Raw genomic sequence first — 24,927 nt, 5'->3', positions numbered from 1 at the left:
AGCCCTGCAAGCGTCGGAGTATAAAGGGGCCTCTTTAGCCCTGCGGTCCAGTCAACAAGCCTCTTAATGGATGTGCTGTCGGTCGTCTTGGCGCGCACAAGGATGGCCAACCAGAGGTGAGCAACCTGATCGGCGGTACGCCACTCTTCGCGGTGGTTGATCCGCGCGGCAGAAGCGGATTCCGTGATTGTCCGCGAAATGGCGCGTGCCAGCCCTGCCTTACCGGCCCCTTTTACCAGCCGTTCCGCCCAAAGCGTGTGCCATGGCAACAAGGCCCCGACGTCTTCTTTGAACTCCCGGGCTTCTTGCGACTGGGAATAATTGTTTTCCTTCTCAATCTCCGCACGAAGCTCGGCATGCGCAAGGTCGAGCAAATTCAGCGTCTTTCCGAGCAATGCCGCGTGCAGGGCGTAGGCGAGAATGATCGGTGCCCGCGCATCATTGAAACGGGTGCCTAGTCCCCGTGGTGGCTCCTTGGGTAGATAGCGCGACAAAAGCTTTGCAAGTACCGTTGTCGTGCCGACAGACAGGCGATGGCATGCCTCGACCAACGCGGTCACCGCCATCAGCGGGCGGTCGTGAGCGTTCCAGTTGTCGCCCGCGTCGAATGTGACCAATGGCTTGCACAATTGCTTGAGGCACTTTGCAAGAGCCTCTTTTGGGGGCGTGCGGTCGACCTCACGCAATTCCACGACAATAGCCAGCAGGAGGTAGATGTTGTCGCCTGCAGCAAGCGCGAGGTCATCAAGGTCTTTGTAGCGGCTGTGATCGACGAAGCGATGTGCAAGGTACCGGCCGACGTTGAAGGGAACCGATGGCGGCGTCCACCCCATTAGGCTGTTAGCGCATGCTCGTGCGCCGTGGATATTGAAGTATGCGATGGCCATTTCGCCGATATCTTTGTCGGTCATGGTTTCGCGGCCGCGTTCCTTCTCAGAAAGCCGTGACCAGTTGCGTACCCATTCTGTGGCCATGCGTAATCGGCTGCGCGCATCGCCCTGCAGCTCGGCATAGCCGGACATCAGCGCCGCTTCATAAGCATTGTGCGAGCCGACCCAACGCGATCCAAAAATCTTGCGCGAAACGAGTTCTTGAGCGCGGCCGGCTTCCATGAGGGCCGAAACCAGATCCGTGTTTCCTTGGAGAAGTGCCCGTTGGCGCTCATCACCTGCCGTCTCGCCGCCGGCCTTTAAGGCAAGTTTGGCAGCATCGAGATAGCGCTTGGCACGAAGGCTCGCTTTAAGTGCAAATTGCAGGCGCTGAAGCTCGACATCACGCCGGTCGAGCGGATTGAGCTCCGGCAACGCTTCCGAAGAGAGCGCGAGCGCCACCAACTCTTCAAACTGTCCCGCCTCCAGCATAAGTTGCGGCAGTGCCGCTGCAACATAGGCGCTACCTGAAGAAAGCGGCTTAATATGCTGTCAATCTGGGTCTTCCCCACCGCGCCGGCTTCATCGCGCATCTTGGCTATGGCTGCAGCCAGCAGGTTTCCAATCGCCTTCTCGACCGTGGTCGGATTGGGGCCTAGCTCACGCAGAATTTCTGCCAAGGTCCCACCACCTGAAAGGGCCAGTGCCTGCACACGTGGGTTTTTCGAGCTGAGGCGATGAAATTCGTCAATGTCCTGTTCACTGGCGTCCGGAAAAGCGTGACGCAGATGTGCGGCGGTCTCATCCCGGTCGAAAGATTCCAGCTCAAGCGGCAGCGCGTTTGGCGGCGGGTCCAGTTTATCCTGGCGATGCGACCTGCAGAGCGCAACGATACGCACGCCGTCCGGTATCTGTTCTCTTAGCAAATCGCGGATGAATGCCCGCGCCTCGCCAATTTCCTCCGCCGCCATCTGCGCGTTATCCGCGGCATCGATGATAATGCACAGTAAGGCCCGCGGGTTCTTCGCGCGAAGAAGGCTAACGGCTTGTTCGAGCCGAAAGATAAATTTCTTAAGATAGTCGACCGCTCCTGCATGCGAGGTCGGAATCAGCAAGTGACATAAGGTCTTGCCGGCGAGCTCGTTGATGATCTGGACGAGCGCATCCTTATGGCGATGACGGTACCCGGTTGCGCTGCGATACTGGCCGTTTCCGAAACAATCATAGAGAACGCTCTCAGAGCCAGGCGGCAGCCCGAGATGAATGCGGGTGGCGAAAATCGACTTGCCAATCCCTCCCTCGGCATGCACCACCACCGGCCTGTTTCCGGCGCGAACAATGGCCTTGATCAGGTCGCCTTCTTGCTTGCGCGGGATGGCGTCGCTCAATTGCTCGATAAGACAGGGCGCAGGATAGAGACGCCCCTCGTCAGCCTTCAAGGCCCGCAACACGTCCATCCGTTCAATACTGGGATTGGATGCCGCCTCGGAGAGCGCCTTGCGGTTCACCAGTTCCTTCAGTTGCGTCGGTGCATCGACATCGGCATCTGGCAAATACTGGCTGACATCCTGGAAGAGGATGTTTCGCTGATCCCACAGTGCATCATGTCTGCCCTCAAGCTTCAGCACTTTGCAGAAGTCAGCGAGCTTGGCTCCCTTCAGCCCGGTATATGTTTCCAGTTTCTTCAAATCCGCTGGCTTGACCGCAATTCCTTTCGCAGCGTTCTCGACCGCTTCCGTCACTGCCTGGCTGATTGGTCGGTTCGATACGAAAAGAAACTCGAGGGTCGGGAGTCTTCCGGTCTTAACCGAAGCCGTAAGAATGGCTTTGTATCGCTTGGCAAAGCCGGTGATCGTGTTTTCAAGCCCGCTTGCCGGCCATGGCTTGTTTGGAGCCTCGGTCGAATGTTTGAGCTGGATGTAACGAACAAGGGTTGCCCTAGCAAGATCACGATCCCCGAAATACTCGGCGAGATCGATCACTTCCTCTCCGGCTGTAATTGGTCCCTTTGCAGTCCTGTCTGACGGGGATGCGCCCTCGACAGTAACCGACCTGAGGTCCGATCCGGGAGGAAGAAGACTAAGGCAGCGGCGCGCAGCCCACAGGTAATGAAACTGGTCACCGTCACGGCTGGGCCTAACCAGATTGGTCGTCGTGACCTTCTTTTTCGCAGGCTTGCGCAAGGGATTATCAACTCGTCATGATGGCGTGATCGGAAGTTTGTGCGATTCTGATTCGCAATCATAGTCCGGGCTAATACTTCCAAACGAAAACTTTCAGCTAACCGCTTCAAGCGGCTGTAGATTACTACTTCCCAGCGTATTTGACCGGCTACGATGACGGCAACCTTTGGTAGGAACCCATATTGGAAACGCTTGGCCGTAAGTTTCTTCTCCCGAAATTCGTTGCCCTGGATTCTTCCCATCTCGGCGCTATCGCCGGGGACAAGGCGGGTAAGGACAGCGCGCGCGTAAGGCGGGCCGAAACCTTCGATCAGGCTTTCATGGAAACCGGTAGTGTTTTGCTGCTGTCATGGCATCATTTTCAGGAGCTGTTCTCGCACCGAAGCGAGGAAGTGGCCGCGCAACGTGCCGCGTACCTTCAGTCGCTGTCGCTGGTGGCCTCCATCACCTCGTTCCAGAAGGAAGACATTGTTGGCTCCGTCGCCAGCCTGCAATCCTTCGAAATTGCCGCCGCATTCCAGAATCCGGCTGCGAGCACCGCAGTGGTGCGCGAAGAAGCGGCAAAAAATATGTTTCGCCTCACCAGCGGCGCTGACCTTGTGCGGCCGTTTCTCGAAAGCTGGACGATTCTGCGCGAGAGCTTTGTGCACAGCGAAAAGCGCACCCGTGAAGTGGTGGCAATTTCAAAATCCGACTTCGCCGGCAACGCCAATGCCAAGGTCATGGACCTTCTCAAGGATCGGATACGCGCGCCGGATGATATGGTGCAGCAGTTTCAGCGCCTCCATGGTCGCCTGGCGGCAGATATCCGGCAGCGCGGCGACCAACGCATTCCCGACGCGGACGATACATCGCGTACTTTTATGAAAGACGTCATACGCATCGGCGCGGAAATTGTCCGGCCCGACAACCCGGGGCTTCGGATTCTGCAAGCTTGGGGATTTGATCTGTCGGATATCGGCCCTGACACGACCCTCGCCGACCTCGGCGATATGGCGGTTTTCCGCAGGAAGCTGGAAGTGCTGAACATGCAGTTGAACCTACCCTGGCCGGAGCTCATTGCGCGGGTAAGGGAGGACCAATTGCCCTCGGGCGTCATCTACAATGCCATTCGACGCTTTCACCCTGACACTCATGAATGGGACGGCAGTGAACTGACAGACCGCTATCTAGCCTGCCTCGCCGCCTATGCCGACGTGACCTACGTCGACAAGCGAACCTATGAAGCCTGCAGGCTTGCCCGGCAGAAATCGGAAACGTTTGCCGCCCTCGCTCGACATGTCGAAAAGGCCGGAAGCTATGAAGCGATACCCGGCCAGCTCGCGGCGCGGTTTGCGCAAGCGGCGACCACCTAACTTTCAACGCCCACCTTCAATACGGCACGTCGACCACGGCGCCTGGCTCCCCGTCAGCCAATCCCCAAAACCGCGTTACAGCACGCACGTAGCGCGCGAAGTCGCGGTCAGACAGCTGGATGCCTTCGCTGAGAATGGCATGCTCTTCCGACTTTGCAGCGACGGTGTTGTCCGCATAACGCCAAAGGTGAGGAGCACGGTCACGCAACTTGGTCAGAGAACCTCCGTCGCCATGCCGCACGGCGTTTCCCAGCAGGTGTAATTCCTCGATTGTCGCCCTTACTTGCCCTGTTTCCAGGTCAAGGCCATGACGCAAACCGGTCCCTCGGACAAGTTTATTGATTTCCACGGTGGCAATACCGGCACGCCGATTTTCCGGGACATGTATCCTCGCCCAAATCCGGAGCTGGCGCTCAAAGAGCCCGTCCAGCGTGAGCGCGAAGCTGCGCCGCGCTTCGAAAGCAAGCATGTTCGACGTGTGCATCTGGGCGTGATCGAGAAACTCCGCCGTAGATGCCGCAGGCCCACTGATCTTTACGCCGGTATGGAGTGGCAGGTTGTCCAGCGCAGGCAGCACGACGCGCGTGTAGAAACGGTGAAGGTCGGCCTGAAAAATTCGAGGCAACAAATCTTGGGGCATAGGCACTGCTTCGATGAAAATTCGCTGCTGCACCGACAGTAGCGATGATGCAGACGGCCATTCAAGAGCTGCGGCGCCACTGGCTTAGCCAACGGGCCGCCATGGCAATAGCAAGCCGCTGAAACGCTCGTGAGACAACAAGAATTCGCAGACCGACCTAACGCGGCGACTTCAACACGCCAGACGCGAGGCAAGATACGCCAAAGAGCTTCATCTCCCGTTTGATGTTCGCCGTTTCAGCGGGGCTTGCATGAGGTGTAATCATCACTTGATTGATGAACGTCTTCGCCTCGATGTCGACATAGACAGCCTCTCTCAATGCCTGCTTGTCCAACCAAAGGAGTCTCACTTCGTCTTCGAACTTGAAGGCCCGCCGCTTGTGCAACAGCATGGTCGCGGCCATCCGGGTAACTTCTTTCTTCGATCCTTCTGCGATCGACTGAGCCAGACGAACAAGAGTTCTCTCGCCACGATACTGGGCGCGGCCTAGAAAAGCGGAGCCGGCGCTGTTCACGAGGAGGCCTTTTGCCGCGTTCACCATCGCGTCCACACGACAGCGGATTCGCACAACAGGAGTTTCCTTGTCGGGGCCAAAGCCTGCCATTCGCCAACGCGGTTCGTCATGTGCACCTGTGGTCCAACACGAGCCGTACGATTGAAATCCCGACAACGGACCGGGGCGATTGAACAGACGATCGCACCACCACCGCTCATAGGGGTCCTGCCAACATCGAACGGGCGAGAGCCGCAGTTTGTTTGTTTCGAAAATCAGCTTGGCGTAACGCCATTCCAGCATGTGATAGAGGAATGGTTTTGTGATTGCGGGATCCGTCATCACTTTCCGGCCGTCTGCGCCGCGCTCGACGAGGGACCAAGAGATGGGATGCTTCTGGTCGATGATCATGACAGATTCCCAAGAGCCAGCTTGGCACTCTAATCGGCTCATTCAGTAGCTAAACCAATAATTTTCACGGTGAGCCGTGTAGAGTTCTCAACTGAATGTTGCACGTGCCCTTGCGAAAGCACCAGATCTGCGCTCAGAGATTGCAGCCATTTGGTTGAAAAGGACTCCGGCGCATTCAAGCCGCAGATAAGTCACATGGAAAAGCAACTTAGTGAAGGCGAGATCAAAGACGCCCTCGACGACTTGTCGTGGCAAAAACTTAAAGCTCACCTAGACGCGATCGAGCTCGATGAAGCGCTCGCCGACGAACTGCTGGGCCACGTAAAGCGATGCGGGCGGTTAGTTCTCAGGCATCCAGACCCGAAGCGCGAGAAGCTACGAGACGGTCTGCTCGACGGACTGGCCGGATACCTCAGGGAACGCTTGGGAGACGGCGCGCTGTCTAGCTTTGAGAGCGTCCGCACGACGTTTCGAACGATCGAGAATGGCTACCGCGCCATTCTAACATTGCTTTCTCGCGCTGAGATATCGAAGTTGCTGCCTGACGTACGGGTAGCCGCTTATCTTCAGCGCGCAAACGCTCAGTATAAGGACGTAAATAAGCGCGTCGCTGCGGCCATACGCAAGGGAGAAACCCTTGAGGCCATGGCAGGCGTTGTCCTGAAGGACGACGATGGCAACGACTTTTCGCCTGATGCGGCCACCGACGCGATCGTCAGGACTCTGACCAGCACCCTCTTGATGGAAGGGCATACCAACGATTGGTTCGACAAGAACGGCCTGCTCGTCGTGCCAGATTTCGAACCTGCGGATGAGGAAAGTATCTACAAGGCGGGCTCCACCGAAATCCTCGGTATCTGTTGGGGTCGGTGGGAACGCACCGAGGAACACCACAGATTTCTAGAGACGGAGTGGACCGAACTGACGGGCGAGGCCCGTCCAAAGGGGCTGCCCGACAATATCCAGCGCGTAATCGACACAGGCCCGACGGAAACGTGGCTGTGGGATTTCATCGCCAACGAACGGCTCCAGGACCGTCTGGTGCAGACATTCCTGGAGATGTCCTTTGAAACGCGAATGCGTCAGGGACTACGCGGCATCGCTGGCCCTGCTCCTCTGCTTCCCGATGCTTACGTGTCGGCCGAGGAGGCTCATTCGGCCGTATCGTTGTCCGCAATACTAGGCTACGCGGTGGTCGAGGATCTTGCTCGGCCCGGCAAACTCCGCTTGGTCGAATGGCTGCGTGGCTACACATTCTTGAAAGGCCTAGCGGAGGAGCGCTTCGAAAGTAGCCCTGCTGGCGTAATCCTCATCGAAGAGGCCGAACTGTCGGCCAGATTGCAGCAAGTAGGGCTCTCTGCGGAGGCGACGCGAATCTTTCTCGGGCATGTGTCCTTGGGACGGACTAGCCGTGACATGTATGACTGCCCGCTGGTAAGGACCTCCAGCGGGAAGCTTCTTCTCTTCGCTCCGGCCGTTCTCGCCACCCATATCGTCAGCGTCGTCCTCTCAAACCTCTCCAGACTGCGTGAGCAGCTGTCACGCAAGGGAGCCGCTTTCGAGACCAGCGTACGCAAGTTTTTCATTGATCGCGGAATGGATTGCCGGGGCTTTAAGGTCAAACGCCAGGGAGAGGTATATGAATTCGATGCCATCCTTGTCTGGGGCGACCGTGTTTTTCTGTTTGAGTGTAAGAATCGCAGCCTCTCGGGCCGAAACCCGGTACAGGCATATTACTTCGCGCTTGAAAACCGCTCTAACGCGCGCCAACTCCAGCGCCTGGCGGGCGCGCTTCGGCAATATCCGGATATCCTAACCGAGGAATTTGGCCCGGACGCTGCAAACAAGGAGCTCATCCCTTGCATCCTGAATTCGCTGCCGTTCTCTTTGCCAGGGTTGCAGGATGGCGTCTACTTCACGGACTGGTCTGCTGTTACGAGGTTCTTCCAGGACAGGTATGTGCACGCAAAGACGGCGCACCACGTCACCGATGATGTGACTCTGCTGCATCGATCCGCTCTCTACGATTTATGGCACGGGGATCAGCCGACGCCGGATCGTTTCATCCGGGCTTTGGACAACCCCTTCCAGTTGGAAATCGTGGGTAACCACATAGATATCCACCGCAGCATATTCCCCGTTGGTCCCGAGATGGCAGTGGTTTCTCGCGAATTCATGCGGGAAAACACCACGGCGGAATCTATAGCTGAGACTTTGGGCGCTTCACCAGATCGGCTGCGTGCCGACATCGCCAAGGTCGGACACGCGGTTAAGAACGTGCGTGCAAGGCATAAACAGTCACTCCTACGAAGAGAAGACCGCGCGTGGCGCGAACTTCGAAAGCGGCGTCCGGCTTTAGGCGAATAGAGGGGGGCCAACCGCCTTCTATCAGCTCCGCGGAGGCATGCTGGCAGCGTCCAGGCGACGGTGAATCAACGAAACAAGCGACAGCAAGTCTTCGGCGTCTTCCTTTGACATCGCCCAGTTTATTCGCGCCTCATGTGCCGTGGGATTGCGGAACATCCCGAACGTCCCTTTCAGGAGATTGCCGAAGCCCTTCTGCTCGTCCTGCTCGCTTTTGGTAGCGAGGGCATTGATTGCCAGCATCGGAAGTGTCCCCGAGAACGCCCTATCGACGAGCACGGCGCCGTCGTCATCCAGCCCGGTGCGAGATCGCACCTTGGCGGCGATGCTTTTCACCGCTTCGAGCACAGCGTGGAAATAGTTGTCCTGCACCAGTTCTTGCCGACAGAACTTCATTACGTCCGGATGCACGCCGCGTGAGGCGAGGTCTTCGCGCAGCTCTCGCGCCCGCCGCTCTGCCTGCCCGAGCGTCTCGACCTTTTCTGCCTTTGATAGCTCGCCAGAAGCGGCGACCGAAAGCCCGGTGAACGCGAGCGCCCGGTTGAGGTTCGCACGCATTGGTTCGAAGCGTTCAGGCTCGCGGACAAATCGCGCCGGCTTCATGGCCTTCCGGATGAACCCAATGATGCGAGTGCGATCGCGGCGCGTATTCTGCTCATGGGTGAAGGCGTTGTAGAGACGATGTCTCTTCGTGATAGCGGGATCGGTATCCTTGATACGACAGCTCGTCAGAAGGTGACCAATTTCGGAACCTCTCAATCCCTCCGAAGTATCCGCGAGTGCATCCGCAATTGCCTGCAGCTGCTCTTGGGAAAACGAAGCCATAACACCCTCTGCGCTCTGACGTGGTAGCGTATCGACCCCAATTTGTCACAGGGCATGTGGAGTCCCCTAGATAGCCAAGCGGCGACTAGTTTGAAGCGGACAACGGCCAAAGGTACAGGAACTGAGGCTGAAAGACCCAAAAGGGAGATTATTGATTAACGACGTTGAGTCATGCTCTCTGATTAAGCAACGCAGCCCAGTCGATTGCGGCAGTTCCGCCAGAGAGTTTAGGAGGAGCATCAGCCCGAAAGTAATTTTCACCCTCTCGAAAATCTACAGCAAGGATTCTCTCATCCGCAAATATGCAATTCGAGAAATCACATTTCTCAAAAGCATATTTATAATTCGCATGATGATTCAGTGAATCAATCGAGCCGACACGAGCGATACCACAATTCTTAAACATGGATCTCTCAAATCGACCGTCCACCGTTACGCGCTTCCATCGCGCTATTGTAACCCCGTTAAACGATGCATTTTCCAGGCTATCAATTTCGTATTCGTCGTCGATCGGAAATTCCCCTCCAAAATATCTTACTGAGGCGAATCCTGGAATGTAGTGCCAGTATACAGTATCATCGTCGTAGTGGTAATCCTCTTCGGGTTCCACAACGTAGAAGGTAATGCTTCGACCGGTGTTAAAACCCGCCTCGTCCCCGGACCGCATGACGCCGGAAATCTCTTCTCGATGCCGGTTGCCGTGATAGTTACGCATGTGATCTTCGACAAAATCAGCGAGCAGGTTCATTGCGCTCCGCGCGTAGTCCCCTTGCCCGCTATGAATCAGCACGCTTAGAGTAGCGACACCGGCAGACACATGGGATGGTTTGCTTGGCTCGCTCAAAAGTTTAGCTCCCTCCTGAAGGAGTTTTGCGCGCCCTTCGTTCTCAGCTTGATTGGCCTGCCGAACGCTAATGGAACCTCGCCAGCTAACAGTGCAAAAAGTTACCAGCGCGAACAGTGCAACACCGAACGGGGCGAGCGCTTGGGCTAAGCGGGTATCACGCTCGCCATCGAAGCCGTCACCGAAAATGAACAGAAAAGCGGCTACGATAGCGACGGCCGTGAACGTCGCACTGACGATAGCCAACACATACCAATGCTTTTCGGTGATAGTTGGCCACTCGCCGGTTGAATCCCTGCCCCTACGCCCGGTCACATAATCCCCCAGCCTTGACGTTTATCCGCACGCACATGTCAGCATGGCGTCAATCTTGAAGCGCTACAGATTCAATCGTGGCGCTCAACAGCAATGGGGAAGATTGACGCAAGGTCTTCCTCCACGTCTATCTCAAATTCAGCGGCGAGTGCCGAAAGCTGAAATCCGAAGATTGCCCGCAACTCCCCCAACGCCACGAAATAGCCAGGCGTCAACGGGCGCTCGCCATGATCATGCCGCCGGATCGGGGATCCATGATCGACGTCATTGCGCAGGCGATATGCGATGTTTCGGTAGTCAGGCGGCGCATCCTCCAGAAAACGCCGGGAGGCTGTGCGCAGATGCCGGACGCGCCGTGCAGCTGGCGAATTCTCGGGAAGGTCGTTCAAGATTTGCGTAAGCTCATTGCGAATCTGAATCACAGACTGATCAACTTGGTCCGGAACCTCGAAATGCATCGGAACGTAGAGCACACGCCGATTCTCCAAGAAATTGAAAAGCCGCAAGATCACGGTCCGTTGTGCGACTGGCGGATTCCAGCTCGCGCTAATACTGAGGAACCCGATGCCGGTGAGCCTGCTGCGAATGGCGTCGAAGCTTCGCCGAACGATTGCCATCTACTATCCCCTCCACTCCAGATTCGCATCATTGGCGCGGTAGGACGTAAAATGAAAGTCCGGCGTTTGGTAGGGTGCAACTCTTCGCAACTATCTAGTGAGACCGTTGACGCGCCGACGCGGTTGCATTGTTTCCCGTGACGGTCGACGAAAGAGAGCCGCAGCCTGCATCGCGGCCCGAGCAATGTCCGACCACGATGATTTGGAACATCTCAATCTGTTGCTGATATTCGCTCCTGAGGAGTTCTTGCCGACCGAGCGTATTGAACGTGGCCTTGACCAAATTGCTATCTGCCCGCTCGCGGACCTACCGCCCAGGTTTCTTTGCGCGGATGTTTCCAGCGGGAAAATGGAAGCTGACCGTAGACCCGAAAATCTCGGGACATTTCCGGCTGGCTCAAGATAGCGAAGTAGAGCTCAGCTGCCTCGATATCGTCTCGATTTCCACCAGCAAGGCTCTCTTGTGGCACACTGTCGAGATCCGCGCTCGCGGCAGAACAGATGTGTTATCGGCGCTGTCGGGGGACGCAGCCGCACAGCTGGCCGCAGACCTTCACGCCTTCATCAACACTCACCTCTTTGGGCTGATCGCCACCGAAAAAGATCGCCTGCTTGATGTCGACGCAAGGCTTCGCGAGATTACCGAAGGCAACAGACAGTATCTTGCACAGGCCGACCTGGGCAGGGCCGTTGCCGGCGTCGCTGGCACCGCAGCGGCCGCCCTCTCTCACCCGCTTCTCGACCCGGATCTGATGCCGGCGGGACTCAAAGCCTCCCTTCCGGCCTCGTTCGCCATGATAACGAACCCGGGCGTGCGCCACGCCTACAACGAGGCTTTCGTCAGCTCGGAATTGAGCAGGTTCCAGTCCTTTTTCGACGACCTCGACCGGCGCTCATTTTCCGACCAGCAGCGCGAGGCTTGCATTCGCCTGGAGGACAACAATCTGCTGGTGGCCTCGGCGGGCTCCGGCAAATCCGCGACGATGGTCGGCAAGGTCGCCTACGTGCTGGAGAAACAGCTCTATCGGCCCGACGAGATCCTGCTGCTGGCCTTTAACAAGAGCGCAGCCGATGAACTCAAGACGAGGATCGCTGCCCAGCTGCAGGTTGCTGAGAGTGCCCTGGAGTGTCGCGTCACGACATTTCATGCGCTCGGGCGCGGAATCATTGAGGAGGTCGAGGGCCGACCGCCCCAGCTCGCCAACTGGGTGGATCATCCCGCTGGCGAAACCAGGGTCATCGAGGCGATAATCCAGAACCTTGTCGAGAGCGATCCGGAATTTGCCCGGATGTGGGCTGAGCTTCTGGTCGTGCATCCCAAGGCCGACATCCCGATAGAGGTATTTGACGGGGAGGCCGACTACCGGCGCTACGTATCGGACACCCTCAGAAAGGGTAGCGCCACGATCGGTTCCTTGTCCGCCGTGATCGTAAAGTCGTTGCAGGAGAAGAAGATCGCCAACTGGCTTTGGCTGCATTCGGTCGCCTTCGAATATGAACGGCAAATTGCGGTGGAGGAAGACGGTGGCAGCGTCCGTCATCTGCATCCGGATTTCTACTATCCGCAGACCGAAACTGTGCATGAGCATTTCGCGCTCGATTCGGACGGAAGCTCACCCTTTGCGGACTACGCCGAGCACGCTGAAAACAAGCGGCAGGCATATCGCCGCAATGAGATCGACTTCTTCGAGACGACTTCAGCGCAGGCCAACAACGAGACGCTGCTCAGCACGCTCGAATCCGAACTGACGCGCCGTTCCATACCTTTCGAGCGCAAGGCCTACGCCGAAATCACCAAGGCGCTCGATCCAGTGGTGATCAAGCACTATCACCAGCTGATAGCCACATGCTTGAAGCACATACGTGCCAGCCACCTCACGCTCGACATGCTGCTCGAACGTGCCAAGACCTTACATGACAAGGGGCGTGCGAAGATATTCGCGCACGTAGTCTGGGCGATCAGTCAGAGGTATTCCCAAAAGCTTGAGGAAACGAAACGGATCGACTTCGATTCGATGATCGCGGATGCGGTGCGGCTGGTCGAGACCGGACGATATCGGAGCCCCTATTCCCTCATTCTCGTGGACGAGTTTCAGGACATTTCCGAGCCGCGCGCTAACCTCATCAAGGCGCTCAAACAGCAGAAAGCGTTCAGCAAGGTGTTCGCGGTCGGAGACGACTGGCAGTCGATCTATCGCTTTGCCGGATCGGACATCACGATCTTTACGCGGTTCGAAGCGAATTTCGGGACCAGTTGGCAGGGGCGCCTGGAGCAGACGTATCGCTGTAACCAACTCATTGCCGAGACGGCCGCGAAGTTCGTTCAGCGCAATCCCGAACAGATCAAGAAGTCCGTCCGCTCGACGCGCCCGGCCGTCTCGCGATCAATCCGTGTCATTCCCATCGATGATAAACGCGACAAGCCGGACTTTGCGGTGGCATGCCAGCGCCTGCTCGAACGGCTTGATGGCGCTTTGGGGGGTATTGCCAACCGGTGGCGCGACGAAAAGCGCGACAAGCTTAAGGTTCTGGTTTTGTGGCGCTACAACGCCCTCGATCCTTTTGAAGGAAGGCCGCCATCCTTTGCCAACATAGAGGTGACGGGGCTGTCATTTCACAGGGCCAAGGGCCTTGAGGCAGACTATACGGTCCTGCTCGATGTCAGCGAAGGCAACTATGGAGTGCCAAGCCGCATCGAAGACGATGAGCTGCTGAACCTAGTCATTCCCCGCCCCGAGACCTTCGCGTACGCGGAAGAACGACGCCTGTTCTACGTAGCGCTTACGCGTGCCAGCCGAGGCATCTACATGCTCACCAATCGCCGTCAGCCATCCCGCTATATCAAGGAGCTTTGCGAGATCGCCGGCGACGAAGTCCGCTTCGAGACGGTTGAGGGAGGCGAATTGAGCCAATGCCCAGCTTGCCTCGTCGGCCAATTGGTGGAGCGGCGCAACAAAGACGGACCGATGTTTCGTGGATGCAATCAGTTTCCAGACTGCAAGCACACGGAACCGGCGAGCATAGTGCGAAGACGGTAACCGCCTGCACTCATTGTGACGGCGAACTGGGACCCTCTGGGAACTCATGCTCTACGAGCATTGAGCTGCGTTGGCCTGACGGGGGAAAGAAGCGGCTGGTAGATTTATCTCGGTATCGCTCAAAATTGCGATATACGGAAAATGGGCGATGCGGACGTGACCCCATACTAGGAGCGAATACTTGAGTGATCAAAACGAAGCCGTGACAGCTGATCTGGTCGGGCTGACGGCAGACATTGTCTCTGCCTATGTCAGCCAAAACCCCCTGCCCGTCGCCGGGCTGCCAGATCTTATCGCGTCGATCCATTCGTCGCTTACAGGCCTTGGTCAGCTGAATGTGCCCGAGCCGTCTCAGCAGGAACCCGCCGTCAATCCGAAAAGGTCGGTAACGCCGGACTACATCATCTGCCTGGAAGACGGAAAGAAATTCAAATCGCTGAAACGTCATCTTGCGGTTCACTACGGGCTCACGCCAAACGAATACCGCGAAAAGTGGGGATTGAAGCCAGACTACCCGATGGTAGCACCGAACTACGCGGCCCAAAGATCTACGCTCGCGAAGGCTGCGGGGCTCGGACGCAAACCGCAACCAGCGCCGGCCAAAAAGGGTCCTGCCAAACGCAAACCCAGGGCTTAGTGAAGCCAAGCAGTCGGAACGTCCAACCTCGGGCGCCTCAACAGGTGCGGGTAGCCAATCGAGACCACCCGCGCGTCCACCATCATTCCGGGCGATCTTCGGCGACGTTTGCGCTTTAGACTGAGCGTCGCCGATAGCAGAAGAGTGCTTCCTCGATAGTGGGTCTCGCGATGTAGCGGTCTACCGACTCGAACCCCCATAGATGCTTGGATCAAGGTTGCACCACAGCGGATCCAGACACCACGACCTCCTTCAGAAGCGCGCGCATCTCGACGGGAGCAGCAAGACAGAAAGTTCGAAAAGCTTCCAGGAACCCCAGTCGATGGCCATTTGTAGAACCGTCCGACGCCCGCCGTGGAGCCGGGGAACGAACCCGCTGCGCGGGAGGGCGCGTGGGGTGAGGTAGAGATCACGAGCCGGACGTCGCGCTCGCATTGAGGGTGGTTCGGCAGCGGCAGAGCATCACGGGCTTCTTCAACAAGGAGCCTGACCATGCCCTATCCTGTTCTTGATGCACCGATCAGTCCACTTCGCCAGCGGCTGATTGACGACATGAACATGCGGCGTTTCTCACGGGAGACGCAGCGCAACTATCTCCGCGACATCGGACGCCTGGCGACATTCCTCGGGCGTTCACCAGACACAGCGACCACCGACGACCTGCGTCGGTTCCAGATCGAGCAGCAGGACGACGGTGTTCCCGTGCCGACGATGAACAGCATCGTGTCGGCGCTGCGCTTCTTCTTCCCCATACGGTCGATCGTCCCGATCTGGCGCGCAAGCTCGTTCGTCTGGCGCACCCGCGCAGGCTGCCGGTGGTACTGAGCCGCGACGAGGTTGCCCGGCTGCTCAACGCCACCACCTGCCTCAAGCACCAGGCTGCGCTCTCGGTCGCCTATGGCGCGGGCCTGCGCGTGGCGGAGGTGTCGACGCTGAAGGTCGCCGACGTCGACAGCGAGCGCATGCTGCTGCATGTCGAGCGCGGCAAGGGCGGGCGATACCGCAACGCCATGCTGTCGCAAGACCTGCTCTTGTTGCTGCGCCAGTGGTGGAAGGTCGGACGCCAGCAGGGGGTGATGCATCGCGACGGCTGGCTGTTTCCGGGGCAGCATGCGATGAAGCCCATCAGCACCCGCCAGCTCTATCGCGTGGTCGTCGAGGCAGCGCAGGCGGCCGACATCGCCAAGCGGGTCGGGCCGCACACGCTGCGTCACAGCTTCGCCACCCACCTGCTGGAGGACGGCACCGACATCCGGATCATCCAGGTCCTGCTCGGGCACGCCAAGCTAAATAGCACCGCCTTCTACACCAAGGTTGCAACCCGCACGGTGCGCACCGTCACGAGCCCGCTCGACAAGCTTGGCCTGTTCAAGCCGGAAGAGATCTCACCCGACGGCTGAGCGTGCGCGCCTCGATCGAGGTTGCCGATATCTTCCGCGCCGCCGGGCCCGCCTACCGGGTCGCCCATGCAGGGCATCTGAGCCTCGCCCAGCTCAAGGTCATGTCGGCGATCGAGCACTGCCGTACCGCGGCCCTTGGCGGTCACGTCGAGGCGTCCGAGGACTGCGGCCAGTGGCGCATCGCCTATAACTCCTGCCGCAACCGGCACTGTCCGAAGTGCCAGGGTGCCACGGCGCGGACATGGCTTGCCGAGCGTGAGGCCGACCTGCTGCCGGTCGGCTACTTCCACGTCGTATTCACGCTGCCGGTCGAGGTCGCCGCCATCGCCTTCCACAACAAGGCGGCGGTCTACGACCTGCTGTTCAAGACGGCATCGGAGACGATGCTGACCATCGCGGCGGATCCGAAGCATCTCGGCGCACGCATCGGCATCACCGCCGTCCTTCACACCTGGGGTTCGGCGATGACCAATCATCCGCACGTGCACATGATCGTGCCGGGCGGCGGCATCTCGCCGGACGGAAGCCGCTGGATATCGTCGCGTCCGGCCTTCCTGTTGCCGGTGCGCGGGCTCGGCAAGCTGTTCCGCCGCCTGTTCCTCTCCCGGCTGGTCGCCCTGCACGAGGCTGGCCGGCTCGTCTTCTTCGGCGCCATTGCCCATCTCGCGGAACGGCGGGCATTCCTGCGCCAGCTGTCGCCGGTCCGGAAGAAGCGCTGGGTGGTCTACGCCAAGGCGCCGTTCGCGGGACCGGAAGCGGTGCTCGCCTATCTGTCGCGCTACACGCACCGGGTCGCCATCTCGAACAGCCGCCTCATTCGGTTCGAAGAGAACGGCGTCACCTTCCGCTACAAGGACTACCGTCGCGAAGGCGCCGAGCGGCAGCAGGTCATGACACTCGCCACCGACGAGTTCATTCGTCGGTTCCTGCTGCACGTCCTGCCGCGCGGCTTCCATCGCATCCGCCACTACGGCTTGCTTGCCAGCGGCGCCCGCAAGGCTAGCCTCACGCTTGCACGCGAACTCCTGAACGTCGCCGCATTGTCCGACGATGATACCACGGACGAACCGGACAACTTCCGCCCGCCATGCCCCTGCTGTGGCGGCCGCATGATCATCATCGAGACGTTCGAACGATGGAGGCAGCCGCGCGGACCGCCGGGCGCAACCGCGACGAACCGGGAGAACGCACCATGACCCGGCATGGTATCATCCAGCATTCAGCCGCAGACCATCGGCCTCCGGCACCGGATCCACGCGTGTCCAGGGTGATCATCGATGCCGACACAGCCGCGCCCAGCCGCGTGCCGGGCCGACAACATCGCTTGGAGGCGCAACGAAGCGGTCTGTCCGCATCGAACCCGCCGTCCCCCGGCGACGGTCGCGCCATCGCCGACATCTGCCGAAATCCGAAATCCCCATAGCCATCGCCTGGGGCCCGCGGGTTCCTTCCTCGGGGACTTTCGTACGCCTGCCGGCGCCCGAAACTCTTCACGAGAGCGGACTGGCTGCTTTAGGAGTGAGACAGATTACGAGCGGACGTTCAGTCGCCGCTAACGGCCCTGCAACGTTAAGGCTAAGGCGCCTCGCTATTGCTCTTCCGTCGATTTTGGAACCTCTCTTCAGAAACGAGGTCAACTCGCACTTGAGGGTACAGACATCGTCGCTCTCTGAGGGCACGGCGGCAACCGCGATGCTTTTCTAGCCCGCTATACCGAGCGGGGTTGAAATCAAACAAGACTCGTTGCGCTGTTCCACTCAGCTGGCAGCTCCACAAGGCGATGGGTTGCACCCGCAAGGCATCCTCGGCCACAGCAAACCTCCCGTCAGCTAGTTCGCGGAATGATTGGCGGGCAACAGGGCCACGAAGGCTGACATGCCGGGTCGCAAATGATCGAGTCCTGGCTGCCGAGCATCGAAGGCGATCTTGACCGGGATGCGTTGGACTATGCGTGTGAAATTGCCGGTCGCGTTATCTGGTGCCAAGAGAGCAAACTGTGCGCCGCTGGCTGGCGAGAAGCTTTCGATGCGCCCTTTGAATCCTGCGCCAGGCACAGCATCGACTGAAATGGCAATGCTGTCGCCGATCTGCAGCGCGGCGATCTGGGTTTCTTTGAAATTGGCAACGACCCAGAAGTTCCGAGGCACGACCGCGACCAATAGAGTGCCTGCACGGACATACTGTCCGACCCTGGCCTGGCGTTCGCCAACCCAGCCGTCAGCTGGCGACTGCACGACTGTATTTGCGAGCTCGATACGGGCCAGCGCGAGAGATGCCGCTGCTGCGGTGATGTCGGCGTCAAGCTGCGGGCGCTGGGTCTCGATCACGTTCATCTGCTGTCGGGCGGCGGCCAGATTTGCTCGCGCTTCGGCGCTCTTGGCGCGCGCCCGGAGATTGTCGGCTTCCATCTCATCGCTCACCGACTGGGAAGCCCAGCCGCCTTGGTTCAGTTCTTGAGTACGCTCGAGGCTACGCCCGGCGCGCTGGGCTTCGGCTTCGGCGCCTTCCAAAACCGCCGACGCCTGGTCAATAACCGCGCTCTGCAGATCGAGCCGGCTGGTCAGATTCGCGAGGAGCGCACCACGCATGGCAAGCTCGGCGGCAGCTTGGTCGACCCGAGCGCGATAGTCGCTGTCATCTATTCGAAACAGGACGTCCCCGGTATTCACCGCCTGATTGTCATGTATGGCGGCCTCGGTGATGTAGCCGCTCACCTTGGGGCTGATTGGCGTGACGTCGCCGCGCACATATGCGTTGTCGGTTGACGTCGATTGCAGGCTGGCAAACCATCGTCCGGGGGCCATCGAGGTCGAGGCTGCGACGAACACCGTTACCGCTGCGAGAAGACTGCCCAGCCCAGCGCTCAAAAGCTTCATTGTGGTTCTCCCTCGACAACGTTCAGCGGCTTCAAAGCCGGCGACGGCCCAATCGCGACAATGCCGATCGCACCGATCAGCAACACACCAGCTACCAATAGGAAGCCGTCGTTAAACGCCAGGACCCACGCCTCGCGGCGCACGAGGGCGGCCAAGATGGAGACCGCTCCGGCCGTCGACCCGCTGTCGTCGACCAACCGGTTGGCAAATGCTCCCGAGAGCGCCGTCAGGCGATCGGCATCGAGAGCGTCGTAGACCGATACATTCGAGGCAATGATATTGGAGTGGAACTTTTCGCGTTCGGCTACCAAATTTGACGCCAAAGCGATGCCGAGGGTCGTGCCTCCGAGCGTCGCTAAATTGAAGGCAAGTGATGCGGTCGGCAGGTCAGCGGGCTTAAGCGCGGTTGCGCCAACCACCAGAGCTGGGGCCAGAAAAAGCAACTGGCCCACCGCAAAGACCACAAGGGTCGGGCGAAACTGCTCGGCGGCAAAAAGAGCCGTCTCATCAGCCACCAACGCTGTTCCAACCGCGCAGAGCATCAAGCCGAGCGCCATGACCAATCGCATGTCGAGCCGATGCATGATCCACCAGACCAGCGGCAGCGCGAAAAGCTGCGGGATCGCGGCCCACAAGGACAGCTCGGCGAGTTGCAGCGGCCTATAACCTTGCACGACTGCGAGAAACTGCGGCACGAGATAGGAGATTACGACCAGGCCGACGCGAAACACCAGATTGAGCGCGATTGGGATGCCGAACTTGCGCGTCGCAAGAAGCCGGGGCGATATGACGGGCAATGGTGAGAGCCGCAGCAGGAAAACGAAACCAGCCCACGCGCCGAGTGAAGCCGCTGCGACCCAGACAATCAATTCGCTCTCGAACCAGAACCGCCGCGTGCCTTGGGTTAGCACCAGCATCAGCGTCGCCAGCGCAAACGAGAGCAGGATCACCGCGGTCCAATCGGTCCTGAGCGCCGACCAATCCAGATCTTCCTGACGCGGCATCCAGATCCAAGCCGCGCCGGCCAGTATCGCGCCGAAGGCTGCCTGGATCAGGAACAGGACTTGCCAGCCAAAGCTGTTTTCGGCAAAGCCCGACACCACCGGTCCCAGCGAGCCAGGAAACAGAAGCACGAACGCGAGCAAGGTGACGCCAAGCGGAAGCCGCGGTCCGCCGGTGACCATGAAGACAGTGACGAAGGCGGCTGGACCAAAGCCCCCGGCCACGAAACCCTGAATTGTCCGCAGCGCGATCATCACCCGGATGTCGGGAGCGGTGGCGCAGGCCAACGCTATGATCGCGAAGACAGAAGCGCTCACCGTCAGATATCGGCCGATGCCGAGGAACCTGATGAATGGCCCCGAGGTGACGATCCCGGCGAAGCTCGCCATGGTGTAGACTGTCAAGATCCAGGAGGCTTCGTCCGGAGTAGCAAAGAGCCCTCCCTGGATGTCGGCGATATTGGCCGAAGGTAATTGCGCGGACAGGCTGATGAGCAGCGATCCTGCAAGGCCGGTGGCAAGAAAAAGCGCTTTGTTTGGCGTCAATGCACTCGGCGTCGTCACTGCAAGCGCTCCTCGACGGTTGGCGATCCGCAACGGTACCGCCACGTGGCGTCCAGTCCATTGGACGATGGTGTCGCCGATACCTTGAGATGGGTCGCCCGCATGGTCAGCCAGGGTGCGCGCTGCCGACCGACACCAACGCACAATGGACGGCGGTATCGCGCCAGCGCATAGTCCGCGCACGCGACACCGCGAAGGGGACGAAATGGAGATCGATCGGCACCGTGTCTTGGATGCACTGCCGGCCATGATCTGGATCGCGCTGCCGGATGGGCAGGCTTGTTTTGTCAACCAAAGCTGGTCTGCCTATACCGGGCTCGACCTGGAGCAAGCGCTAATTTCGGGATGGCAGGCAGCGATAAATTCGGAAGACCTGCCAAACCTTCTCGAACGCTGGCGAGCCTTGCTCGCATCGGGTCAGCCGGGCGAAATGGAAGCGCGCTTGCGCAGCGCTGCCGGGGGCTACCAATATTTCGCGATCAATTGCAGTCCTGTGTTCGACGATAATGGCCGCATTGTCGAGTGGTTCGCGATCAGCACCGAAATCGGGCACAGGATACGCGCCGAAGAATCGATCCGGCAACGCGAGGCTAAGTTGGCCGCAGCCGAGCAGGATTTCCAGCAGAAGGCACTCGAACAAAACGAGCGAACTTTTCAACGGATTCTCGGTTCGATCCCTACCTTGGCGTGGACTGCGGAGCCCACTGGCGCAGTTGAGTTCTTAAGCAGGAATTTCCTCGACTATCTCGGCATTACCGCTGAGGAAGCCCAGGGCTGGGGTTGGACCGCATCAGTCCACCCAGACGACATAGCTGGCTTGACTTCGACCTTGCAGGCCATTCTGGCTTCAGGAAGGCCCGGAGAGGCCGAGGCGCGATTGCGCCGTGGTGACGGACAATACCGATGGTTCCTGACCCAAGCCTATCCGCATCGCGGCGACACCGACAATGTCGTGAAGTGGTACGGCAGCATTATCGATATCGAGGATCGCAAGCGCGCGAGTGAGAGTCTAAGGGACAAGGGACGCAATCTTGGCCTCATCGTCAACACCATTCCCGTGATGGTGTGGTCGGCGCGGCCCGACGGTTCCGCGGAGTTTTTCAACCAGCACTATCTCTACTATGTCGGCCTCTCCATGGGTACCAAGGACTGGGAACCGACCACCGAGCTGTCCGAATATTGGGATCTGACCGCGTCGGTCCATCCAGACGACGCAGCCGGCCTTGATTCAACCTTACAAGCGATATTCGCGTCCGGGCAGCCCGGTGAGGCTGAAGCACGCCTGCGTCGCTATGACGGCGAGTACCGATGGTTTCTATTCCGTGCGAACCCGCTTCGGGACGAAACGGGAAACATCATAAAATGGTATGGCACAAACACCGACATCGATGACCGCAAGCGAGCCGAAGAGGCTCTGAAGCGCAGCGAAGCATTCTTGGCGGAAGGTCAGTATCTCGCCGGCATGGGGAATATTTCATGGCATGTTACAACCGGCGAGATCCTTTGGTCAGAGCCTCTTTACCGGATCTTCGACTTCAAGCCCGGAACCGTCATAACGCTTGAGCGGATCGCCAGCCGTGTCCATCCGGAAGATGTCCATCTGATGGGTGACATGCTGGAAATGGCACATCGGGGCGAGAGCGACTTTGAATTTCAGCACCGGATTGTCTTGCCCGATCAGTCGGTCAAACACCTTCACCTGATTGCGCACCTTGCGCACAGCGATTCCGGCCAGATCGAATACATCGGTGCGGTTCTCGACATCACACAACGCCGGCGGTCTGAAGAAGCGTTGGAGAAGATCCGGTCCGAACTTGCACATGCGACCCGGATCATGAGTTTGAGCGCCCTGACCGCGTCAATCGCGCATGAAGTCAATCAGCCGCTCTCAGGCATCGTAACCAACGCTGGCACCTGCCTTCGCATGCTGGCCGCCGACCCGCCGAACGTCATTGGAGCGCGCGAAACCGCTCGGCGCACCATCAGGGACGGCAATCGCGCGGCCGACATAATCGCGCGGCTTCGCTCTCTGTTCGGCAAAAAGTCTGCGGCGATCGAGCCGGTTGATCTCAACGAAGCCGCTGTAGAGGTCATCGCACTATTTTCGGGGGAACTTCAACGAAATCGGGTGCTCCTTCGTACCCAGTTTGCAAGCGGACTCCCCTTCGTCGGCGGCGACCGCGTTCAACTGCAGCAGGTCATCATGAATCTGCTCCGCAACGCCGCCGACGCAACGATCATGGTCGACGATCGTCCAAGGCTTGTCGTGCTGGGAACCGAACCAGGCGAGGACGGCGATATCCGTCTTTTCGTTCAAGACGCCGGAGTCGGGCTCGACCCGCACGTGTCGGAGCAGTTCTTCGAAGCGTTCTACACGACCAAAGCTGACGGCATGGGAATCGGTCTTTCCGTCAGCCGTTCCATCGTCGAAAGCCATGGCGGCCGTCTTTGGGCAGAGGCAAACGACGGCCCAGGGGCAACGTTCTCCTTTTCCATTCGCGAATATGTACGGCCTGATATTCCTTCACACCCCTCCTCGGTGACCTCGGCGCCTGCCAGCGCCACAATCAACCGAGGCCTTTCATGACGGCCATCCACCCCCTCGTGTCGATTGTCGACGATGACGAGTCTGTACGCGAGTCGCTGCCCGATCTGGTGAGAGAACTCGGTTTCCGTGCCGAAGCGTTTTCTTCGGCCGAGCAGTTCCTGGGATCTGACATCATCGAGGAAACCGACTGCCTTGTTCTTGACGTCCATATGCCCGGAATGACCGGACCGGATCTCGAACGAGAGCTGGCACGCCGCGGTCAGTCCATTCCAATCGTGTTCATCACGGCGCCAAGAGACGAAGCGGTTCGACCGATCCTCCTAGAAGGGCGGGCTGCGGGATGCTTGCTCAAGCCGTTCAGCGACGTTGCGCTGCAGAAAGCGATCGACTTCGCACTGGAGGCCGATTGAGAATGCCTGCGGCGAAAGCACCGGGGTCGGCATCTGGCAAGCCAAAGGTATCGCCGACACTTTCGTGCAATTGATCTTCGCAGGGTGTCGGCCAAATCTGGCCTCAGCATCCGAACTGTGACGGATGCAGCCACGCAAATAAAGGAGATCAAAATGAACGCCATTCTGTCGAGCGGCGAAGCCGCGCCCGAAATTTCGAAAGCGCAAGCAGTCGACATGAAACTTGAGGTCGCCGTCATCCCTGTCGCGGATGTCGATCGCGCCAAGAGCTTTTACAGTGACCTGGGTTGGCGGGTCGATGCGGATTTTGTCAGGGGCGACGGCTCCCGGGCCGTTCAGCTTACGCCCCCCGGCTCGCCGTCCTCGATACATCTTGGCGAAAACCCGGTGCTTTTTCTGGTCGTGTCGGACATTGAGGCGGCGCGCGCCGAACTCGCCGACCACGGCGTCGAAATTACTGAAGTGTTCCATCGGGGCAATTCAGGTCCGGTAGGCGGCCCGGCCCCGAACCACGCCAGCTACGGTTCGCTGGCCTCCTTCAGCGACCCGGATGGCAATCGCTGGCTGCTCCAGGAAGTCACCACTCGATTGCCGGGACGCGTGGACGCGAACGTCACGACGTTCACCTCGCCAACCGAGCTTGCTGCCGCGATGCATCGCGCGGCGGTTGCGCATGGCGAGCACGAGACTCGCAACGGCGGCCAGCGGGATGAGAACTGGCCTGCCTGGTATGGTGAATACATGGTTGCCGAGCAGGCTGGCAAACCCCTTCCCATATGAGAGGCGCGGCCGTCGGTTGGAATCGGCTCGCCACCGATCAGCCACCGCCCGCTGCGTTTCCATCTCTGCGTAGCTGACGGGCGAGGAACACCGCACATGACATGATGATCGTGGTTCGCCGGCCTGTGGGGCCGTTGGCAAATAAACGCCCGACATTCCTGCCCTCGACCTTCAGACAAGTATTTACAATATAACTGACGTTAAGAAAATCACTCTCTTCATCTGATTTTTTACCATGCGAAATTCAATCTTAACACTAAAGTATTGCCGACACCTTAGCACAATGTATCTTTAACTTTCACTTATTGCAAGTTCACATCTCATCTGTCTTTTTGTCGGATGCATCGCTGGCGCCGTTGTCATTGGGACGGTGGCGAAAACCCTGGAGAGGAACTACGTCATGAAGATCAAAGCAGTCAGTCTCGCCGCGCTCGCTTTTTCCGCACTCGCCGGCCCGGCACTCGCCGGCGCACTCGATGCCGTCGACGACCTGGCGCCCTTCTATACCGACTCGTCGATGAAGACGCTGAAGCCAATGCCGGAGTTCAAGGCGGCATTCATGGCGAAACCCAAACCCATGCGCGAAATGATCATGCGCGAATGCAACGACGCGGCAATGAGCAAACCCTATGCCGAGTTCTGCGCCAATGTGAATGCGCTCGGCGGAATGAAGTAGGTCGTCCGCCACTCCACCGCCATGGATGACGGGCAGTTCGCCCGTCATAAAATTTGCTCTCTTGATTTCCGCTGGCCATCG

General features: G+C 58.9%; 17 protein-coding genes and 1 pseudogene. 10 read left to right on the top strand and 8 right to left on the bottom strand.

The window, feature by feature from the left end; translation table 11 throughout:
- Positions 1 to 1,189: 1,189 nt before the first annotated feature.
- The gene (locus CK228_RS35700) at positions 1,190 to 2,851 is read right to left on the bottom strand and encodes an NACHT domain-containing protein (RefSeq protein ID WP_245437994.1); all 1,662 of its coding nucleotides are present in this window, start codon (positions 2,849 to 2,851) and stop codon (positions 1,190 to 1,192) included.
- Between the two features lie 383 nt (positions 2,852 to 3,234).
- Between CK228_RS35700 and CK228_RS08745 the strand changes: the two genes are divergently transcribed.
- Positions 3,235 to 4,407, top strand: coding sequence for a hypothetical protein (locus CK228_RS08745; protein WP_095787547.1), 1,173 nt, complete (start codon positions 3,235 to 3,237; stop codon positions 4,405 to 4,407).
- A 16-nt stretch (positions 4,408 to 4,423) separates the two neighbouring features.
- Here CK228_RS08745 and CK228_RS08740 read toward each other — a convergent pair whose 3' ends face one another.
- Together CK228_RS08740 and CK228_RS08735 are read right to left on the bottom strand one after the other, a co-directional pair.
- Positions 4,424 to 5,047 (bottom strand): hypothetical protein, encoded by a 624-nt coding sequence (locus CK228_RS08740; protein WP_095787546.1) that lies wholly within the window; start codon positions 5,045 to 5,047, stop codon positions 4,424 to 4,426.
- A 157-nt stretch (positions 5,048 to 5,204) separates the two neighbouring features.
- Positions 5,205 to 5,951, bottom strand: coding sequence for a hypothetical protein (locus tag CK228_RS08735; protein WP_095787545.1), 747 nt, complete (start codon positions 5,949 to 5,951; stop codon positions 5,205 to 5,207).
- Positions 5,952 to 6,146: 195 nt separating this feature from the next.
- Between CK228_RS08735 and CK228_RS08730 the strand changes: the two genes are divergently transcribed.
- Positions 6,147 to 8,318: a hypothetical protein gene (locus CK228_RS08730; protein ID WP_095787544.1), complete on the top strand. Its 2,172-nt coding sequence runs from the start codon at positions 6,147 to 6,149 to the stop codon at positions 8,316 to 8,318.
- Positions 8,319 to 8,339: 21 nt separating this feature from the next.
- Here CK228_RS08730 and CK228_RS08725 read toward each other — a convergent pair whose 3' ends face one another.
- The 3 genes from CK228_RS08725 to CK228_RS08715 form a co-directional block, all read right to left on the bottom strand.
- The gene (locus tag CK228_RS08725; RefSeq protein ID WP_095787543.1) at positions 8,340 to 9,140 is read right to left on the bottom strand and encodes a TIGR02391 family protein; all 801 of its coding nucleotides are present in this window, start codon (positions 9,138 to 9,140) and stop codon (positions 8,340 to 8,342) included.
- Between the two features lie 169 nt (positions 9,141 to 9,309).
- A complete protein-coding gene (locus tag CK228_RS08720) occupies positions 9,310 to 10,230 on the bottom strand; it encodes a hypothetical protein (protein ID WP_179295847.1) in 921 nt (306 codons plus the stop codon).
- Between the two features lie 140 nt (positions 10,231 to 10,370).
- Positions 10,371 to 10,916: a DUF6650 family protein gene (locus tag CK228_RS08715; protein WP_095787542.1), complete on the bottom strand. Its 546-nt coding sequence runs from the start codon at positions 10,914 to 10,916 to the stop codon at positions 10,371 to 10,373.
- Between the two features lie 275 nt (positions 10,917 to 11,191).
- Here CK228_RS08715 and CK228_RS08710 point away from each other — a divergent pair, with 275 nt between their 5' ends.
- From CK228_RS08710 to CK228_RS08690, 4 genes and pseudogenes are all read left to right on the top strand, one after another.
- Positions 11,192 to 13,954, top strand: a complete 2,763-nt coding sequence (locus CK228_RS08710; protein WP_245437993.1) for a UvrD-helicase domain-containing protein — start codon at positions 11,192 to 11,194, stop codon at positions 13,952 to 13,954.
- Between the two features lie 181 nt (positions 13,955 to 14,135).
- A complete protein-coding gene (locus tag CK228_RS08705; RefSeq protein WP_095787540.1) occupies positions 14,136 to 14,591 on the top strand; it encodes a MucR family transcriptional regulator in 456 nt (151 codons plus the stop codon).
- A 492-nt stretch (positions 14,592 to 15,083) separates the two neighbouring features.
- Positions 15,084 to 15,991, top strand: a pseudogene (locus CK228_RS08695) (tyrosine-type recombinase/integrase).
- Positions 15,992 to 15,993: 2 nt separating this feature from the next.
- Positions 15,994 to 17,187 carry an IS91 family transposase gene (locus CK228_RS08690; protein ID WP_095787539.1) on the top strand — a complete coding sequence of 398 codons (1,194 nt, stop codon included), beginning with the start codon at positions 15,994 to 15,996 and terminating at the stop codon, positions 17,185 to 17,187.
- A 633-nt stretch (positions 17,188 to 17,820) separates the two neighbouring features.
- Here the strand turns inward: CK228_RS08690 and CK228_RS08680 are convergent.
- On the bottom strand, positions 17,821 to 18,867 hold the full coding sequence (locus CK228_RS08680) for an HlyD family secretion protein (protein ID WP_095787538.1): 1,047 nt from the start codon (positions 18,865 to 18,867) through the stop codon (positions 17,821 to 17,823).
- Positions 18,864 to 20,432 (bottom strand): MFS transporter, encoded by a 1,569-nt coding sequence (locus tag CK228_RS08675; protein WP_095787537.1) that lies wholly within the window; start codon positions 20,430 to 20,432, stop codon positions 18,864 to 18,866. The genes CK228_RS08680 and CK228_RS08675 overlap by 4 nt, the downstream gene beginning before the upstream one ends.
- Positions 20,433 to 20,637: 205 nt before the next feature.
- On the opposite strand from CK228_RS08675, the gene CK228_RS08670 reads away from it, so the two are divergent.
- The 4 genes from CK228_RS08670 (at position 20,638) to CK228_RS08655 (ending at position 24,846) form a co-directional block, all read left to right on the top strand.
- Entirely contained in the window at positions 20,638 to 23,019 is a 2,382-nt protein-coding gene (locus CK228_RS08670) for a PAS domain-containing protein (RefSeq protein WP_095787536.1), read from the top strand.
- Positions 23,016 to 23,390, top strand: coding sequence for a response regulator (locus CK228_RS08665; protein ID WP_095787535.1), 375 nt, complete (start codon positions 23,016 to 23,018; stop codon positions 23,388 to 23,390). Before CK228_RS08670 ends, CK228_RS08665 begins: the two co-directional genes overlap by 4 nt.
- Before the next feature lie 153 nt (positions 23,391 to 23,543).
- On the top strand, positions 23,544 to 24,170 hold the full coding sequence (locus CK228_RS08660; RefSeq protein WP_095787592.1) for a VOC family protein: 627 nt from the start codon (positions 23,544 to 23,546) through the stop codon (positions 24,168 to 24,170).
- 400 nt (positions 24,171 to 24,570) lie between these two features.
- Positions 24,571 to 24,846, top strand: coding sequence for a hypothetical protein (locus CK228_RS08655; protein WP_095787591.1), 276 nt, complete (start codon positions 24,571 to 24,573; stop codon positions 24,844 to 24,846).
- Positions 24,847 to 24,927: the final 81 nt, after the last annotated feature.

Origin of the sequence: Mesorhizobium sp. WSM4312 (genome assembly GCF_002294875.1) — a bacterium.
Taxonomy (GTDB): Bacteria; Pseudomonadota; Alphaproteobacteria; order Rhizobiales; family Rhizobiaceae; genus Mesorhizobium.
The sequence above is the reverse complement of the archived record's forward strand: the minus strand, read 5'-3'. Positions and strand labels throughout refer to the sequence as shown.

Excerpts from the sequence above, each read along its gene's own strand:
- CK228_RS08680 (WP_095787538.1), bottom strand. The coding sequence starts at position 18,867 with ATGAAGCTTTTGAGCGCTGGGCTGGGCAGTCTTCTCGCAGCGGTAACG.
- CK228_RS08660 (WP_095787592.1), top strand. The coding sequence starts at position 23,544 with ATGAACGCCATTCTGTCGAGCGGCGAAGCCGCGCCCGAAATTTCGAAA.
- CK228_RS08670 (WP_095787536.1), top strand. The coding sequence starts at position 20,638 with ATGGAGATCGATCGGCACCGTGTCTTGGATGCACTGCCGGCCATGATC.
- CK228_RS08665 (WP_095787535.1), top strand. The coding sequence starts at position 23,016 with ATGACGGCCATCCACCCCCTCGTGTCGATTGTCGACGATGACGAGTCT.
- CK228_RS08715 (WP_095787542.1), bottom strand. The coding sequence starts at position 10,916 with ATGGCAATCGTTCGGCGAAGCTTCGACGCCATTCGCAGCAGGCTCACC.
- CK228_RS08740 (WP_095787546.1), bottom strand. The coding sequence starts at position 5,047 with ATGCCCCAAGATTTGTTGCCTCGAATTTTTCAGGCCGACCTTCACCGT.
- CK228_RS08725 (WP_095787543.1), bottom strand. The coding sequence starts at position 9,140 with ATGGCTTCGTTTTCCCAAGAGCAGCTGCAGGCAATTGCGGATGCACTC.
- CK228_RS08730 (WP_095787544.1), top strand. The coding sequence starts at position 6,147 with ATGGAAAAGCAACTTAGTGAAGGCGAGATCAAAGACGCCCTCGACGAC.
- CK228_RS08735 (WP_095787545.1), bottom strand. The coding sequence starts at position 5,951 with ATGATCATCGACCAGAAGCATCCCATCTCTTGGTCCCTCGTCGAGCGC.
- CK228_RS08655 (WP_095787591.1), top strand. The coding sequence starts at position 24,571 with ATGAAGATCAAAGCAGTCAGTCTCGCCGCGCTCGCTTTTTCCGCACTC.